Source organism: Natronorubrum aibiense (assembly GCF_009392895.1).
Lineage (GTDB): Archaea > Halobacteriota > Halobacteria > Halobacteriales > Natrialbaceae > Natronorubrum > Natronorubrum aibiense.
Window position 1 is genome coordinate 2,637,998 of sequence record NZ_CP045488.1, and the last position, 15,892, is coordinate 2,653,889.

A 15,892-nucleotide genomic window follows, 5' to 3' on the forward strand; every position below is an offset into this window, starting at 1 on the left:
CGAGTCGAAGGCTGGGGCGAAAAGACCACCGCTTTTTCGAACCCGCAATCAGTGAAGGCGGTCGACGATCGTGTTCTCGTCGACGACCAGATTGTAGGCTTCTTCGTCGTCGTTCCAGAGCGCGAGGACCTGCTCGAACGAACAGAGGTCGCCGTAGTCGGTCTCGAGCAACGGCCGGTTGAGTTCGGTTTCGTTCGTGAGGACGGCGTAGTGGTCGATCGACTCGCTGCCGTCGCTGATCTTGAACAGCGGGTTCGGCCGGTCGCCTCGACCGCGGCCGTCGTCCCCGTCGGACTCGCTCAACGAGCGACTGAGCTTCGCGGCGACGAGGTCGATTCGGTTGGTTACGTGGGCGTCCATGTCGGCCATCTTCGCCCAATCGCGGGTCTCGAGGGCCAGCTCGTGGCGTCGTCGACCGTCGAGGCGCAGTTGCGAGTAGGAAAACTGGACGTCGACGTTGACGAACTCGCCGGGGGCGTGCTCGTCGTCGTCGGCCGGGGTCGCCGCGTCGAGTTTGCGCTGGAATTGGGGCACCTCGAGGTCGGGGCGGACATCGAACGACCAGCCGCGGTCGGTAGGTCGCTCGCCGGACCAGAGCCGAACGGTGGGGCCGTAGACGGTCACGCGACCGTGTCGGCCGTCGGTGTCGTCCTCGTCGGCGAGCCCCAGTTCGTCGCGCTCCCAGAGGCGTTCGTCCTCGAGGTCGCGTTCGATCTGGCGAAGCCCGACGCTGGTGTTCTTGTCGGCGGGAGCCATCGCGAGCGCCGTCCCGGTCGGTGCGAGCAGTTCGAGCGCCGAGCGGAGCACGGCCGTCGGATCGTCGACCTCGCTCAACACGTTACAGGCGAGCACGAGGTCGAAGCCGTCGTCGGGGGCCGTCGGATCGAACCCGTCGCCGTCGGCGATAGCGGCTGCCGGATCGAACGCCTCTGCAGTCGTCCGGTGAATCGTGGTGTGGACGTTTCGACCCGTTTCCGCGAGCAGGTCCTCGAGGACGTCCGCGGCCGCGCTGGGTTCGACGGCATGGTACTCGAGCAGTGAGTCGTCGGGCACGTAGTCACAGAGCCCGAGTGCTGGCCCGCCGACACCGGCACCGAGGTCGAGCACACGCATCGTCCGGTCCAGCAGGCCGCGCTCGGCGAGATCGTCCAGCGCGTACTGGACGGCGGCGTAGTACCCCGGCAGGTGGTAGATCGCGTAGCCGGCGGCGACGTCGTCGTCGTACTCGACCGGCCGGCCCTCGAGGTAGTGAGCTTTGAACCGGCGAATCGTCGAGCGCAGGAGGTCGCCGGTCGCGTCCTCGTGCCAGTTGACGCCGTAGCGATCGGCCAGCAGGTCGTCGAGGCGGCGTTCGTACGCCGCAGGGAACCGCTCGACGGGGCCGCGCCGTGGCGACACCGGCTCTTCGGCGACGGGGACGAACGTTCCGTCCTCGCGCTCGAGTAAGCCGAGGTCGACCGCCAGCTCCCGGAGGTGCTGGCGGACGACCGCTGGGTGGGGCGAGCCCTCGATGTAGTCACAGATCTCCTCGGGATCGATCGGCCTGACGTTGCGGAGATACGCGGCGTTCGATCGGACGGCGTCTCGCTGGTCACTCATTCTGTAGATCCTCCATCGGTCTCGTCGGGTACGTCGGCCGCATCGATCGCGTCGGTTTCGGTCGTCGACCGCTCGCCAGCCGCGCCGTCGGCTGCGTCCTCGCCGTGCCACTGTGTGGCCGCCTCGCGGTACAGCGACTCGAGTGTCGCCGGGTCGGCCTCGGCGATCTTTGTGGCGGCGTCGGCGACTTTCTCGGCACCGGCAAAGGTCTGTTGAATATCGGCGTAGACACGCGGCGTGCCTTCGGTCACCTGCTCGGCGAGTTCTCGGAGGCCGTCGTAAATCGGCGTCTCGAACCCGTCGGGAACCGACTCGGCGGCGAGGGCAAACGAGAGCACGGCGGCGTGGGTCGCCGCCTGCACCGTCTCCATCGCCTCGTCGTGTTCGGCTGCGGTCGTTTCGAGCGGGTCATTGCCGCGGTCGACCAGGTTCTCGAGCAGCGCGTCGATCGTCGGGCCGGGGTTGTCGCTCGCGACGGCGATCGAGCCGGGGGCCCGCTCGGGAGCGAACAGCGGGTGGAAGCTCGCTCGCTCGAGGTCGGGTGCGTGCGTGGCCATCGCCTCGAGCGGGGGTCCCATCACGCCCGAGACGTCGACGATCGCGCGGTCGGCCCGGCCGGCGTGGTCGGCGATCGCGGCGACGACGTGGCCCATCGGGACGGCGAGACAGACCACGTCGTAGCTGTCCGTGCCCTCGAGCGCGGTGGTCTCGGCGTCGTCACCGACTGCATCGGCGGCTGCGGCGGCGGCGTCTTCGTCCACGTCGGCGAACGTGACGGTGGCGTCCGTGGCCCGGCCGAACCACGTCCCCATCGCGCCCGCACCGACGATCAGTACGTCCATCGCCGCCATCTACCCCCCGACGTTGCAAAAGGCGTTCGATCGATCGTCTCACGGGACCGTCCGCTCGATCGACGTATCGTCCGTTCGACTCGAGTTTCGTCCTCGCTCGGCCGTCACGATTGGTGGATGATAACATCACCCAAGATCTAAATCATCGGTCTGCGTACGTGCCCTATGGGAGCGACCGAACGGCCAACGTTTACATCGGACGCCAAGCGGCGTCTCTACGAATACGTCGAGCGCAACGGGACCGTCAAGCGACACAAGCTGTTAGACGTCGTGTCGCTCTCGGCCGAGGAGTTCCAGTCGAACCTCGAGGCGCTGAAAACCGACGGCTATCTCCAAGAGGAGGGTGGGACACTCCGGATCGCCCTCGAGTTCGGCGCGGTGACCGAACACGAGCGAGACGGGATCGAGTTCGTCATCCGGCCGGGTCGCCAATCCGACTTCGACGGGCTCATCGACACGATCCGGGACGTCACCTCGGAGGAGACGTACGTCGTCGCCGAAACCATCGCCGAGGAACTGCTGTACGACGACACCGTCACCAGACACAACACCGTCAGGTCCCGGATGTTCTTCGTCGCGACGGTCGACGGCGAGGTCGTCGGCTGGACGCATCTCGATCTCCCGCAGATCGAACAGATGCAGGGCACCGCCCAGCAGACCGTCGGCGTCCGCGAGGACTACCGCGGCCACGGCATCGGCAGCAAACTCCTCGAGCGCGGCCTCGAGTGGGCCGAAGCCAACGGCTACCGAAAGCTGTACAACAGCGTGCCGATCACCAACGATCGCGCCCTCGAGTTCCTGACGAACCACGGCTGGGATACCGAGGCGATCCGCCGGGACCACTACGCGATCGATGGCGACCTCGTCGACGAGGTGATGATGGCCCGCGAACTGTAGCGGCTGTCGCGCCATCGTCCCGCGCTTCGCTGCTCGCGTGAACACCGGCACGTGACACTGGTTGGCTCGGCCTATTTCCGTGCGCACCTCGGAGGATCAGCTATGACACGGATCGGTATCGTCGGCGCTGGTGTCGCCGCCGCAGCCGCGGCCTCTCGGATCGAAACTGCGCGCGAGGACGTCTCGGTGACAGTCCTCGAGAAATCCCGCGGACTCTGTGGCCGGGCCGCGACCCGACGCCGTGACGAGGTAACATACGATTACGGCGCGAACTACGTCAAAGCCGACGACGAGCGCGTGGTCGAGCTGCTCACGGACACGCTCGAGACCGACGGCCTCGTCGACATCACGGAGCCGATCTGGACGTTCGACACCGATGGCGAGGTGTCAGAAGGCCGTGACGCCGACGAGCACAAGTGGACGTACCGCGAGGGGCTGACTCAACTCGCCAAACGCCTCTTTGCTCGCACCGACGCGACGATCCACCGTGAGACGCGCGTCGAAACGCTTCGGCGGGATGGTGAGACGTGGCATCTCGAGGACATTGATGGCACGGTATGGGGCCCCTTCGACGTCGTTCTCCTGAACCCTCCAGCACCACAGACGGCCGAGTTGGTACGGACGGCCGAGTGGGACAGCGACCGGCGCAAATCGGTGCTCGAGGCCGTCGACGCCGTCCCCTACCGAACGATCTGGACCGGGGTCTTGCACTACCCGTTCGACCTCGAGGTGCCCTACTACGCGCTGGTCAACACGGACAAAGCCCACGAGATCGGCTGGATTTCCCGCGAGGAGTGCAAGCCGGGCCACGTCCCCGACGGCGAGTCGCTGTTGATCGTCCAAGCGAACCACGAGTGGTCCGTCGACCACTACGACGCCGATCCCGATGCGAACCTCGAGGCGCTCGCGGAACTGAGTGCGGACGTACTGGACGACCAGCGCCTGCTCGAGGCCGACTGGACCGACCATCAGGGCTGGCGCTACGCCCAGCCCGAGGCCGCGGTCGACCAGGAGCCGCTCCGGCGAGCCGAAGGCGAGGGGCTGTACTGTCTGGGCGACTGGGTCGCCGGCGAGGCGCGGGTGCACGCTGCGTTACGGAACGGACTCGAGGTCGGCGATCGCGTTGTGAGTGAGGAGTAGGACGTGGACTGTCGCGTTTGGTGACGACGAGCCATTGGTCCGCTCACACTGGCACCACTGATTACCACGTCCTCCCCAGCCGATTCGCTCGCTCCGCTGTCGCTCGCTCATCCCTCGCGCAGTATCGGACCACGATTCGCTCGTCGCTCATCGTGGTCCAGCGCGCGCCACCGCAGCAGTCGACGTCGAATCCGCTTCGTACTCGGCAGTTGGTTCGAAGCTCGTGCTACTCGGCAGTCGGTTCGAGGCCCACGCGGTAGTCGGTCAGGTTCTCGTAGCCGTCCTCGGTGACGACGATCAGATCCTCGATCCGAACGCCGCCGACGTCGGGGTCGTAGAGACCGGGTTCGATCGAGATAACGTGGCCGGTCTCGAGCTCGCCGCCGGAGGGCGAGACGCTCGGAGCCTCGTGGATGTCGAGGCCAACGCCGTGGCCCGTGCTGTGGATGAAGCCGGTCTCGGTGTTCGGATCGCTTCGCAGGGTCTCGTAGCCGGCCGTCTCGAGCACGTCACAGGCCGCGTCGTGGACGTCCGCGCCAGTGACGCCCGCTTCGACGGCCTCGAGGGCGGCCTCGTACGCCTCTCTGGTCACCTCGTACCGCTGCCGGGCCTCCTCGCTCGGCTCGCCGCGAGCGAAGGTGCGAGTCATATCCGCGAAGTAGCCCGTCTCCTTGTCCCGCGGGAAGATGTCGATCACGATCAGTTCGTCGGCCTCGAGCGGCCCACTCCCCCGATCGTGCGGGTCTGCGCCGTCGGCCCCGCAGGCGACGATAGTGTCGTCGAGCCCGCAGCCGTGTCGCAGGAGGGTAATTTCGATTTCGGTCTTGACACGCTCGCTGGTGAGCGGTTCGCCGTCGGAGATGAGCACGCCGTCTTCGATGTCGGCGGTCGCGAGCAGCGACTCGGCGGTTGCCATCGCGGCCTCGTTGGCGCGCTGGCTCGCTCGGATCTGGTCTATTTCCCAGTCGGTTTTCGTCGCCCGAATGTCGCCGACGATGCCCTCGGGTTCGACCGTGACCTCGAGGCCCCGGGCTCGCAGCCCGTCCGCGGTTCCCGTCGGGAAGCTCCGCGGAACGGCGATCGAGCCGACGCTGTGGTCGTCGAGAAATGCCGCGAGCAGGCGGTGTTTGGCCTCGTGGGGTCCGTGTTCGGCGACGAGTTCCTGATAGTCGTACGCGGCTCGGCGCGTCACCGAGTCGGCGCTCGACTCCGCCTTCGCGCGGCCGTACTCGAGGCCGGAGACGAGCAGGTGGACGCCGTCGGCCGTCACGAGCGTCTGGTAGGGGTCCGGTGCGGTGAAGCCGGAGACGTACCGTTGGTCGGCGTCCGACGCGTCGGCGTCGATACAGTACCCGTCGATGCTTTCGACCTCGAGATACTCGTGCAGTGGCGACAGATCGACGTCTACGTTCATGGCCGGGTGTCTAACGGGCGGCCACATATACCGTTCGCTGCCAGCAGCGTGCGCCGGCATATCTCATGATCGATCGGATAGATTCGAACACGCACACTTATCAATAAAGCATCCAATCTGACGTGTATGAACCGTCGACGGCTTCTGGCAACGGGGGCAGTAGCCGCACTCGCCGGCTGTGTGACCTACACTGCCGACGAAGAGGAGGAGTCGCCCACCGCCGAGGGTCTCGTCCGGGATGCGATCGAGACGCGCCGCGGGATGACCGACCTCACGGCCCGCCGAACGATGACGGTCGAAACCGACACCGGCACCCGCGAGCGAACCGAAGCCGTCGCTCGACGCCCGCCGGCTAAGCAGCGCATCGAGGTGCTCGAGTCGACCGACCCGAGCGTCCCGGTCGGCTCGGTCACGGTGACGAACCGCGCGATCACGTGGGAGTACAACCCCCAGACGGAGATCGTCGACAAGCAGTACCACCCGAACAAGGTCGACGCCGATCGGACGCGACGCGTGTTAGAGAACGTACTCGAAGACTACCGACTGGGCTACGAGGGAACGACGACCGTCGACGGCCGAGAGGTCCACATCATCGAGACGAAACCGCCGGTCGACGATATCGGGCCGACGATCGACCTCGTCGTGGGGGACACGACGTTCGTCGTCCCGCTGCGAGCGACGGGCGATCTCGAGGAACTGGACGTCTCCCGAACCGTCTGGATCGACGACGAGTACCGGTATCCGATCAAGGAGGAAAACGCGATCAGCGACGACGGCGAGACGCGCCACCGCGTCGCCGTCACGTACGAGGACTTAGCGATCGATACGGGGCTCGAGCCGGAGACGTTCACCTACGAACCGCTGGCGGACGCGACGGTCGTCACCGACGGCCCCGAACCCGAGGGCGTCTTCGAGACCCGCGCAGCCGCCGAAAAAATCCTCCCCTATCGCCTGCCGGAGCCCGCCGTTCCGGAGACGTACGTCCTCGATCGCGTTACCGTCGTCGACAAAGGCGAGGAGTTCGGGACGACAACGATGCTGTGGTACAACGACCCGACCGTGATCGCCCGCGAACTGTTCGTCGCCGTTCGCGAGGTCCAGCGGTTCAATCCCGATGTCCTCGAGGAAATTACGATCGACGGCCGGACGGCCTACCGTCGCGACGGGCGGATTCAGAGCGTCTTCTGGGCCTGCGAGGACCTGAACTACGAGGTCTCGAGTCTGACCGACGACACACCGTTGCTCGAGATCGCGGCCTCGATCGGCTGTCCGTAAGCACTCTATCGGCCCGAACGAGTGTGCGGATCGGTACCGGTAAGGCAGGCCCATCCCACAGACAGAGCATGAACGTCACGATCACGCCCTCGAGGCTACAGGGTACGGCACAGGCACCGCCATCGAAGAGCTACACCCACCGGGCGATCCTCGCTGCAGGCTACGCGGGCCAGACGACGGTCCGCGACGCGCTCTGGAGTGCCGACACGCAGGCCACCGCGCGGGCCGTCGATCTCTTCGGTGGGTCCGTTTCGCGGGCCGACGATGGCATACTCGAGATCGCTGGCTTCGACGGCCGACCCGACGTCCCCGCGGACGTCATCAATTGTGACAACAGCGGGACGACGATGCGGCTGGTCACGGCCGCGGCCGCCCTCGCCGACGGCACCACCGTCCTCACGGGCGACGAGTCGCTGCGCTCCCGACCGCAGGGCCCGCTGCTCGAGGCGATCGCCGACCTCGCTGGGGAGGCGTTTAGTACGCGCGGAAACGGCCAGGCACCGCTGGTCGTCACCGGCCCCATCGCCGGCGGCGAGGTCGCGATTCCGGGCGACGTCTCCTCGCAGTACATCACCGCCCTGTTGATGGCCGGCGCCGTCACCGACGAGGGGATCGACGTCGTCCTCGAGACCGAACTCAAGTCCGCACCGTACGTCGATATCACGCTCGAGGTGCTCGAGGACTTTGGCGTCGAGGCGCGCCAGACGGCCGACGGGTTCTCGGTCGAGGGCGGCCAGTCATACGATCCCATCGGTGGCGAGTACGCCGTCCCCGGTGACTTCTCGTCGATCTCGTACCCGCTCGCCGCGGGGGCGATCGCCAGCGAGGACGGTATCCGTATCGAGGGTGCCAATCCGAGCGCGCAGGGTGACACGGCCATCGTCGACATCGTCGACCGGATGGGAGCCGACGTCGACTGGGACCGCGAGGCGGGAACCATCGACGTCTCGAGTGCCCCGCTGTCGGGAATCGAAGTTTCGGTGGAGGACACGCCGGACCTGCTGCCGACGATCGCAACCCTCGGAGCCGTCGCCGATGGAGACACCCACATCACGAACGCTGAGCACGTCCGCTACAAGGAGACTGACCGCGTGAGCGCGATGGCCGAGGAGTTGGGCACAATGGGCGTCGAGACGACCGAAGAACACGACTCGCTGACGATCCACGGTAGCGACTCGACCCTCGAGGGCGCGACCGTCTCCGGTCGGGCCGACCACCGGATCATCATGGCGCTCGCGCTCGCAGGGCTGGTCGCCGACGGCGAGACGACCGTCGAAGGGGCCGACCACGTCGACGTCTCGTTCCCCGGCTTCTTCGGCCTGCTCGAGGAACTCGGCTGTTCGCTCGAGCGCCAGTCCTGACACTTCCGTTCGCTCGAATCGCAACTCGTTTTTTGCGATGGAAACAGCGAGTCCTCACAGTAGATATAGTAGCCACTGAACGTCAGTGCACACCGCATCGCACGACGGGAGCGCGAGTCGGAGCGTGTGCGGGTCGGAGCGAACGGTGTGAGCGAGACCCGCGGGAACGCGAACGGGGAGGAACGATCCGTGAGCGAACGGCGTGAGCGAGGGCTCGAGCGAGACCCGCGGACAGTGCGATGTGTGTGTAAATCGTTTCAGTTGTTATCACAGTAGCACGGTTTTTGTATTCAGCTCGAAGTATGAAACTGCACCCGTGATTCGGTAACTACGTCTGCGAACTTGGCACCGATATTTCTGGCATCTACTAGAGATGTTTACAGGCGCGTGCTGAATAGACAGCGCGTATGGTTCACGCATGGTATCCAATCGTAGCGGCGTGGTGATCGCTCAATCCAAGTTCGGACGAAGGGAACGATACGTGAAGCGGGGTCACCCATCCTGATTCTGTACTGCAGGAAGCGTAAACGAGAACGTCGACCCCTCGCCAGGTTCGGAGTCGATCCAGATCTCGCCGCCGTGGCGCTCGATGATCCGCCGGGACAGCGCGAGGCCAATGCCCGTCCCCGAGTGTTCCTCGTAGGTATGCAGTCGTTGGAACACCTCGAAGATACGTTTCTGTTCATCAAAATCGATCCCAATACCGTTATCCTGCACTGAAATGATCCATCGTTCGTCATCACGCGTGGCGGAAATGTCGACCTGCGGTGGCTCGTCGCTGCTGTACTCGATCGCATTACTCAACAGATTCTGGAAGACTTGGCGCAACTGGCTGGCGTCGCCATCTACACATGGGAGGTCGTCGGTTGTGATCTCGGCGTTACTTTCGTCGATCCGCATTTGGAGATCCTCGCGAACGTCATCAAGGACATCGTCGAGGTCGACCGGTTCGAACGGATCGCCACGCGTTTCGATGCGCGAGTACTCGAGCAGCCCGTCGATCATCTGGCGCATCCGCTCGGCGCCGTCGACGGCGAACTCGATGAACTCTTCGCCGTCTTCGTCGAGCTCATCGCCGTATCGATCCTCGATTAATTGGAGGTAGCTCGTAACCATTCGGAGCGGCTCTTGGAGGTCGTGGGAGGCGGCGGAGGCGAACTGCTCTAACCGTTCGTTCGACTCCTCGAGTTTGCGCTGGTACTCCCGTCGTTCGGTAACGTCTTGGACGACGAGCATCCCCGCAAACACCGCTCCGTCGTCGTTTCTGAGGGGCAAGGTGTAGGCGAACAGATTTTGATCGTTGTACTCGACCTCGAACGAATTCGCCTCGCCCTCTAGCGCAGCCTCGAAGTGCGGTTCGACCTCATCGACGATATCGTCCGAATAGATGTCGTAGACACTGTTTCCGATCCGATCCTCCGGAGAGACACCGGTCGCGTCCAGCAACTCCCCACCGACGGCCGTGTACTGCAGGTCATCGTCGAACAGGCCAACCGCACCGTTTGGGAAGTTTTTGACGAGTGTCCGGTAGCGCCGTTCGGACTCCTCGAGCGCACGTTCGCGCTCCTTTCGTTCGGTGATATCAGTGTAATGCTCAATGCGGCCGCCGGCGTAGAACCCAGACTCGATGGGCTGGCTCCAGTGGTTTACCCAGCGTTCCTCGAGGCTCCCCTCCCCGAGGACGTGGCTCTCGAACTCCTCGGTGTAGGTGTTGTCATCGTAGGTGGCGGTCACGCGGTTGGCGAACCGTTCGGGCTCCTCGAAGATACCCGCGATCTCCGCCTCGATGAGCGCTCGTTTGTCCCGACCGACGATCGCTTCGCGATCGAGTCCGAAGAACTCCTCGATCGCCTCGTTGATCCAGACGACCTCGAAGTCGGAATTCAGGATGAACGTTCCCACGTCTGATGTGTCGAGGACGTCATTCGTCAGCGACCGATAGCGCGCCTCGCTCTCCCTGAGTGCCTGTTCGCGCTCCTTGCGCTCGGTGATGTTTTCGATGGCGAACACAGCACTCTCGATCTCTCCGTGGTCGTCGTAGACCGGCGCTCCGTTGATAGAGATCCAGACTCGTTCTCCATCCGGACTATATATTCCACTGACATGATCGAACACGGGTTCTCCGGACTCCATAATTTGCGGGAAAGGCTTCTCCTCATCCGGGAGTGGTTCGCCGTCAACGTCGACTTCGGTCCACTCGGGATCGTCAAAGCTGAGGTCGTTGATCTGGTCTTTGCTCCGACCGTAGATCTCCTCAGCGCGGTCGTTGGCGAACTGCATTTCGCCGTCACTGTCAACGATTGTGATGCCGATTGGACTCGTTTCGACGATCGTTTCGTAGCGGGTCAGTTCTTGTTCACGTCGCTTCTGTTCGGTGATGCCGCGGGAGTAGACCGACAGGCCCGATTCAGAGGGATAGATGGCGTTCAGAAACCACTTGTCCCACGGAGGATAGTAGTCTTCGAAGACTACGGCCTTTTGTGTTTCAAGAGCCTCATACAGTGCGTTCTCGTACGTTTCCGTGAGATTCTCGTTACGAATGTCCGAACCAATTGCGTCCTCATCCAGTCCAAAAAGGTCTGCTGCGGTGTCGTTCAGATAGCGGAAGCGGAGTTCTTCGTCGAGGGCGTAGAAACTGTCCGAGATTCGATCGAAGACCTTGCCGAGGTCGCTGTCTACCGCATCCCTTTCCCGCACCTTTGTGAACGCTTGTCCGTTCGTGGATGGCTGCCACCACACGCGTCCGTTTCCCCCGACTTTCTTTGTTTCGAGTCGATCGTGATCGACGAGTCGTTCTAAGCGCTCGTAGGTGCTCCGGCGGCCGAGGTCGAGTTGTTCGGCCACCTCGGTTGTCGTCATGGGTGCCCCTCCCGCTTCGAAGAGGGCGAGGGTCTCTCGAAGTGTATTTGTCAATTGTGAATCGGTCACTGCTTCAGTTGCTTACGACACAGATGGATAAACCCTCCCCGGTTGGAGGCTGTATTATAAGACGAGGAGAATTATAAATGCTCTTCGCGCAAGATACCCGCTCTATATTCAGCAGGTCGTTTCTGACGCCTATCCGAGAGGTAGGTAGCTGCTCCAGTAACACCTTCACCTGTACTGACTGCGGGTTTCACCATTTATTCTGAGTAAAGAAACCGTATTACTAACGGCTGCTAACAGTGATCCGACTCGGATTCGGTCGTCGACTCGAGGCCGTCCGCGACGACGAACAGCTCCGTCGCCGGGCAGGGATCGTCGAACGAGTCGGCCTCGATATCGGGTGCGTCGACGGATTCGTCGTCGACGGTGACAGTCACGTCGAAGTCGTGTCGCCCGTGGAGAAAGACGGCGATGTGGGCTTCGGGATCGAGGTCGTAAGAGCCACTCGAGGAGATCGAGCCGTCAGTAGATTCGATCTCGAGGCTGACGGCGTGGCGCTCGTCGTCGAGGTTCCAGAGTCGGACGCGGTGGGGTGGGTCGTCGCTCGACTGCGAGCCGATGACCGATCGCCCGACTGGGTCGTCCGGGTCCGACGGGGGTTCGACGGTCGCTTCGTCGTCAGTGTTCCCGGACTCCTGCTCGTTCTCGGTGTGGTCGTCATCCGCCCCGTCGGCAGCGCTCTCGGTGTTTTGGTCGTCCGACGACTCGTTGAGGGAGAGACAGCCGGCGAACCCGGCGGCGACACTCGAGAAACCGACGCCAGCGAGCAACGATCGACGATTCATTGTGTAGCCCGTCAGACATGGGATGAGATAAAGGGCATTGGGCAGGCCAGTGCCGGCGACGGAAATACCCGGTGGAGTGTTCGCCGACCCTGTTCGGCGAGCCGCGAGCGAGTCGGCCGAAGACGGTAGCCGAAGACAGCAGCCCAAATTCGGGCATTGGCGAACCATGCACCGCTAAGTGTCCCCATCACTGAGTGGGTCGTAATGAACGGCAACCGCTTCGGTCGCCTCTTTCAGGTGACCACGTTCGGCGAGAGCCACGGGGAGGCGATGGGCTGTACCATCTCGGGCTGTCCCGCCGGCCTCGAACTCTCCGCAGAGGACATTCAGAAGGACCTAGACCGGCGCAAGCCGGGCCAGTCGATGATCACGACCAGCCGCGGCGAACCCGACGCCGTCTCGATCAAATCCGGCATTCAGGACGGCTACACCACGGGGACACCGATCGGACTGGTCATCCAGAACAAAGACGCCCGCTCGGGAAAGTACGAACCCTTCATCACCGCGCCGCGGCCGAGCCACGGCGACTTCACCTACTCGGCGAAGTTCGGCACGCGCAACTGGGGCGGCGGCGGCCGCTCCTCTGCACGTGAGACGGTCAACTGGGTCGCCGCGGGCGCGATCGCGAAGAAACTCCTCGAGCGAGAGGGGATCGAACTCAAGGCCCACGTCAACCAGATCGGCGATGTCGAGGCTCCCGAAGTGAGCTTCGAGGAGATGCTTGAGCACTCGGAAGAAAACGACGTCCGGTGTGCCCACCCCGAAACCGCCGACGAGATGCAGGACCTGATCGCGGAGTATCAGGAGGAAGGCGACTCCATCGGTGGCAGCATCTACTTCGAGGCGCAGGGCGTCCCTGTCGGGCTCGGCGCGCCACGATTCGACTCCCTCTCCGCGCGACTCGGGCAGGCCATGATGGCCGTCCCAGCGGCGACAGCTTTCGAATTCGGCCTCGGCACCGAAGCCGCCGAGTGGACCGGGAAGGAACGAAACGACGATTGGGAGTTCGACGACGAGGGCACTCCCGTCCCGGTCGAGAACGACCACGGCGGCATTCAGGGCGGCATCTCGAGCGGTGAACCCATCTACGGCGAGGTTACGCTGCACGCGCCGACGTCGATCCCAAAGACTCAGCAGACGGCCGACTGGGAGACGGGCGAACTCAAAGAAGAGAAAGTCATCGGCCGTCACGACCCCGTGCTCCCGCCCCGTGGCGTTCCCGTCGTCGAAGCTATGCTCGCGCTCACCCTCGTCGATTTCATGCTCCTGTCGGGTCGGCTCAATCCCGACCGCGTCGACAACCAGCCCGGGAAGTACGACACGGATTACCATCCAAGCAACCCGCGAAACGAGTAGCGACCGCACCATCACGATCGTCGATAGTCGTTACGGGTTGCTGGGCTGACAGTTGTCGTCTCGTGCCCGTGTCACGTCTCTACCAGGCGTTTTGAGCGACTACGTGCTTCAGTTTTGTTCCTTCGATAGCTCATTTTCACAAGGAACGATCCGAACAGAGACACAATCCCGTTGTACCATCGTGTGGTAATTGGTAGCATTTATATTAGGCGTTGTGGTACGGTATTATGCACCATGGCTGATTTCGATCTAGCAAGTCAAGAGGGCCGACTCGAGGCATTGCGCCGGATGGTAACGATCCGGGCATTCGACGAGGAGGCGGGGGATAGATTCGCAGACGGTGAGATACCGGGGTTCGTTCACCTGTATATTGGCGAGGAGGCGGTCGGGGTCGGCACCTGCGCCGCGCTGGACCCGGACGACTACATCGCGAGCACCCACCGCGGGCACGGCCACTGTATCGCAAAGGGGCTGGATCCGAAGTACATGATGGCCGAACTCTACGGCAAGGCCGACGGCTACTGTAACGGGAAGGGGGGCTCGATGCACATCGCGGACGTCGACGCCGGGATGCTCGGCGCGAACGGTATCGTCGGTGCGGGGCCGCCGATGGCGACCGGCGCGGCGCTGTCGATCGACTATCAAGACCGCGACCAGATCGCGGTCGGCTTCCTCGGCGACGGGGCCGTGGCCCAGGGACAGGTCCACGAGGCGATCAACATCGCGGCGACGTGGGACCTGCCCGCCGTCTTCGTCATCGAGAACAACCACTACGGCGAGGGGACGCCGGTCGAAAACCAGCACAACCTCGACAACCTGAGCGACACGGCACAGGCCTACGACATCCCCGGCCTGACCATCGACGGGATGGATATTACTGCGGTTGCAGAAGCCGTTGCGGAGGCTCGAGACCGTGCCAGAGCCGGCGACGGGCCGACGCTCATCGAGGCCGAGACCTACCGCTACCGCGGCCACTACGAGGGCGACGAGGAACCGTACCGCGACGACGCGGAGATCGAACGCTGGCAGGAGCGCGACCCGATCGCGTCGTTCAAAGAGCGACTGATCGACCGCGGCGAACTCACCGCCGAGGAGTTCGACGAGCTGCAGGCCGACATCGAGGCCGAAATCGATGCGGCGGTCGAGTACGCACAGGACGCCCCAGCACCGGACGCCCACGAGGCCTACGAAGACATGTTCGCGGAGATGCCACCGGAGATCGAACGCTTCGCCAGCGCCGCTCGCACCGATGGCGGCCGCCCGGGAGGTGACCGATAATGACTGCACAGGTAGAATCCGAACTCGAGACCGAAACCGAGGAACTGACCGTCAGAGAAGCGATCCGACAGGCGATGCGCGAGGAACTCGAGCGCGACGAGGACGTCTTCCTCATCGGCGAGGACATCGGCGTCTTCGGCGGCGTCCTCGAGGTAACGGGCGATCTCTACGAGGACTTCGGCTCGGAGCGGATCAAGGACACGCCGATCAGCGAAGCCGGGTTCATGGGCGCAGCGACGGGTGCCGCAGCGACCGGCACGCGGCCGGTCGTCGAACTCATGTTCTCCGATTTCACCGGCGTCGCGATGGAACAGATCATGAACCAGATGGCGAAGATGCGCTACATGTTCGGCGGCAAGGCGGAGATGCCGGTCACCGTCCGAACCACTGAAGGTGGCGGCATGGGTGCGGCGAGCCAGCACTCGGGGACGATCCACTCGTGGATCTCCCACTTCCCCGGGCTGAAAGCCGTCGCCCCCGGCACCGCAGCGTCGGCGAAGGGGCTGACAAAAGCGGCTATCCGCTCGAACGATCCCGTCTTCGTCTTCGAGAACAAGATGATATACGAGCAACGAGGCGCGGTGCCGACCGACGAGGACTTCACCGTCCCGCTCGGCGAGGCTGCCATCGAACGCGAGGGCGAGGACGTCACCGTCGTCGCGACCCAACGGCTCGTCGGCGAGTCGCTCGAGACCGCCGAAAACATGGCCAACGACACGAGCGTCGAAGTGATCGACCCGCGGTCGCTGTACCCGCTCGACATCGACACCATCGTCGAGAGCGTCAAGAAGACCGGCCGGCTCATCGTCGCCGACGAGAGCCCGCTGTCCTACGGCACCCACGCCGAAATCGTCGCTCGCGTTCAGGAAGAGGCCTTCTTCAGCCTCGACGCGCCGATTCAGCGCGTCGGCACGCCCGACACGCACATCCCATTCAGTCCGCCACTCGAGCAGGAAGTCCTGCCAACCGGCGACGACGTCCGTGAAGCGATCCAGCGGGTGACATAGCCAT

The 15,892-nt window shown here is 63.9% G+C and carries 12 protein-coding genes; 7 read left to right on the forward strand and 5 right to left on the reverse strand.

The window, feature by feature from the left end; all coding sequences use genetic code 11:
- Positions 1-48: 48 nt before the first annotated feature.
- A complete protein-coding gene (locus GCU68_RS13050) occupies positions 49-1,599 on the reverse strand; it encodes a small ribosomal subunit Rsm22 family protein (RefSeq protein ID WP_152942288.1) in 1,551 nt (516 codons plus the stop codon).
- Positions 1,596-2,441 carry a prephenate dehydrogenase/arogenate dehydrogenase family protein gene (locus GCU68_RS13055; RefSeq protein WP_152942290.1) on the reverse strand — a complete coding sequence of 282 codons (846 nt, stop codon included), beginning with the start codon at positions 2,439-2,441 and terminating at the stop codon, positions 1,596-1,598. Before GCU68_RS13055 ends, GCU68_RS13050 begins: the two co-directional genes overlap by 4 nt.
- Before the next feature lie 174 nt (positions 2,442-2,615).
- Between GCU68_RS13055 and GCU68_RS13060 the strand changes: the two genes are divergently transcribed.
- Entirely contained in the window at positions 2,616-3,347 is a 732-nt protein-coding gene (locus tag GCU68_RS13060; RefSeq protein ID WP_152942292.1) for a GNAT family N-acetyltransferase, read from the forward strand.
- 102 nt (positions 3,348-3,449) lie between these two features.
- On the forward strand, positions 3,450-4,487 hold the full coding sequence (locus GCU68_RS13065) for an NAD(P)/FAD-dependent oxidoreductase (protein WP_152942294.1): 1,038 nt from the start codon (positions 3,450-3,452) through the stop codon (positions 4,485-4,487).
- 226 nt (positions 4,488-4,713) lie between these two features.
- On the opposite strand, the gene GCU68_RS13070 is transcribed toward GCU68_RS13065, so the two are convergent.
- Complete coding sequence (locus GCU68_RS13070) at positions 4,714-5,901, reverse strand: M24 family metallopeptidase (protein ID WP_152942296.1); 1,188 nt, start codon at positions 5,899-5,901, stop codon at positions 4,714-4,716.
- 126 nt (positions 5,902-6,027) lie between these two features.
- On the opposite strand from GCU68_RS13070, the gene GCU68_RS13075 reads away from it, so the two are divergent.
- Positions 6,028-7,176: a LolA family protein gene (locus tag GCU68_RS13075; RefSeq protein WP_152942298.1), complete on the forward strand. Its 1,149-nt coding sequence runs from the start codon at positions 6,028-6,030 to the stop codon at positions 7,174-7,176.
- A 68-nt stretch (positions 7,177-7,244) separates the two neighbouring features.
- Positions 7,245-8,537, forward strand: coding sequence for a 3-phosphoshikimate 1-carboxyvinyltransferase (gene aroA / locus GCU68_RS13080; RefSeq protein WP_152942300.1), 1,293 nt, complete (start codon positions 7,245-7,247; stop codon positions 8,535-8,537).
- A 492-nt stretch (positions 8,538-9,029) separates the two neighbouring features.
- Here the strand turns inward: aroA and GCU68_RS13085 are convergent, their stop codons facing one another.
- Together GCU68_RS13085 and GCU68_RS13090 are read right to left on the reverse strand one after the other, a co-directional pair.
- Positions 9,030-11,396, reverse strand: coding sequence for a PAS domain-containing sensor histidine kinase (locus GCU68_RS13085; RefSeq protein WP_152942302.1), 2,367 nt, complete (start codon positions 11,394-11,396; stop codon positions 9,030-9,032).
- Between the two features lie 299 nt (positions 11,397-11,695).
- Positions 11,696-12,247, reverse strand: a complete 552-nt coding sequence (locus GCU68_RS13090) for a hypothetical protein (protein WP_152942303.1) — start codon at positions 12,245-12,247, stop codon at positions 11,696-11,698.
- Between the two features lie 204 nt (positions 12,248-12,451).
- On the opposite strand from GCU68_RS13090, the gene aroC reads away from it, so the two are divergent.
- The 3 genes from aroC (at position 12,452) to GCU68_RS13105 (ending at position 15,888) form a co-directional block, all read left to right on the forward strand.
- Positions 12,452-13,603, forward strand: a complete 1,152-nt coding sequence (gene aroC / locus GCU68_RS13095) for a chorismate synthase (protein ID WP_152942305.1) — start codon at positions 12,452-12,454, stop codon at positions 13,601-13,603.
- A 234-nt stretch (positions 13,604-13,837) separates the two neighbouring features.
- Complete coding sequence (locus GCU68_RS13100) at positions 13,838-14,881, forward strand: thiamine pyrophosphate-dependent dehydrogenase E1 component subunit alpha (RefSeq protein ID WP_152942307.1); 1,044 nt, start codon at positions 13,838-13,840, stop codon at positions 14,879-14,881.
- Positions 14,881-15,888, forward strand: a complete 1,008-nt coding sequence (locus GCU68_RS13105) for an alpha-ketoacid dehydrogenase subunit beta (protein WP_152942309.1) — start codon at positions 14,881-14,883, stop codon at positions 15,886-15,888. Before GCU68_RS13100 ends, GCU68_RS13105 begins: the two co-directional genes overlap by 1 nt.
- Positions 15,889-15,892 lie beyond the last annotated feature (4 nt).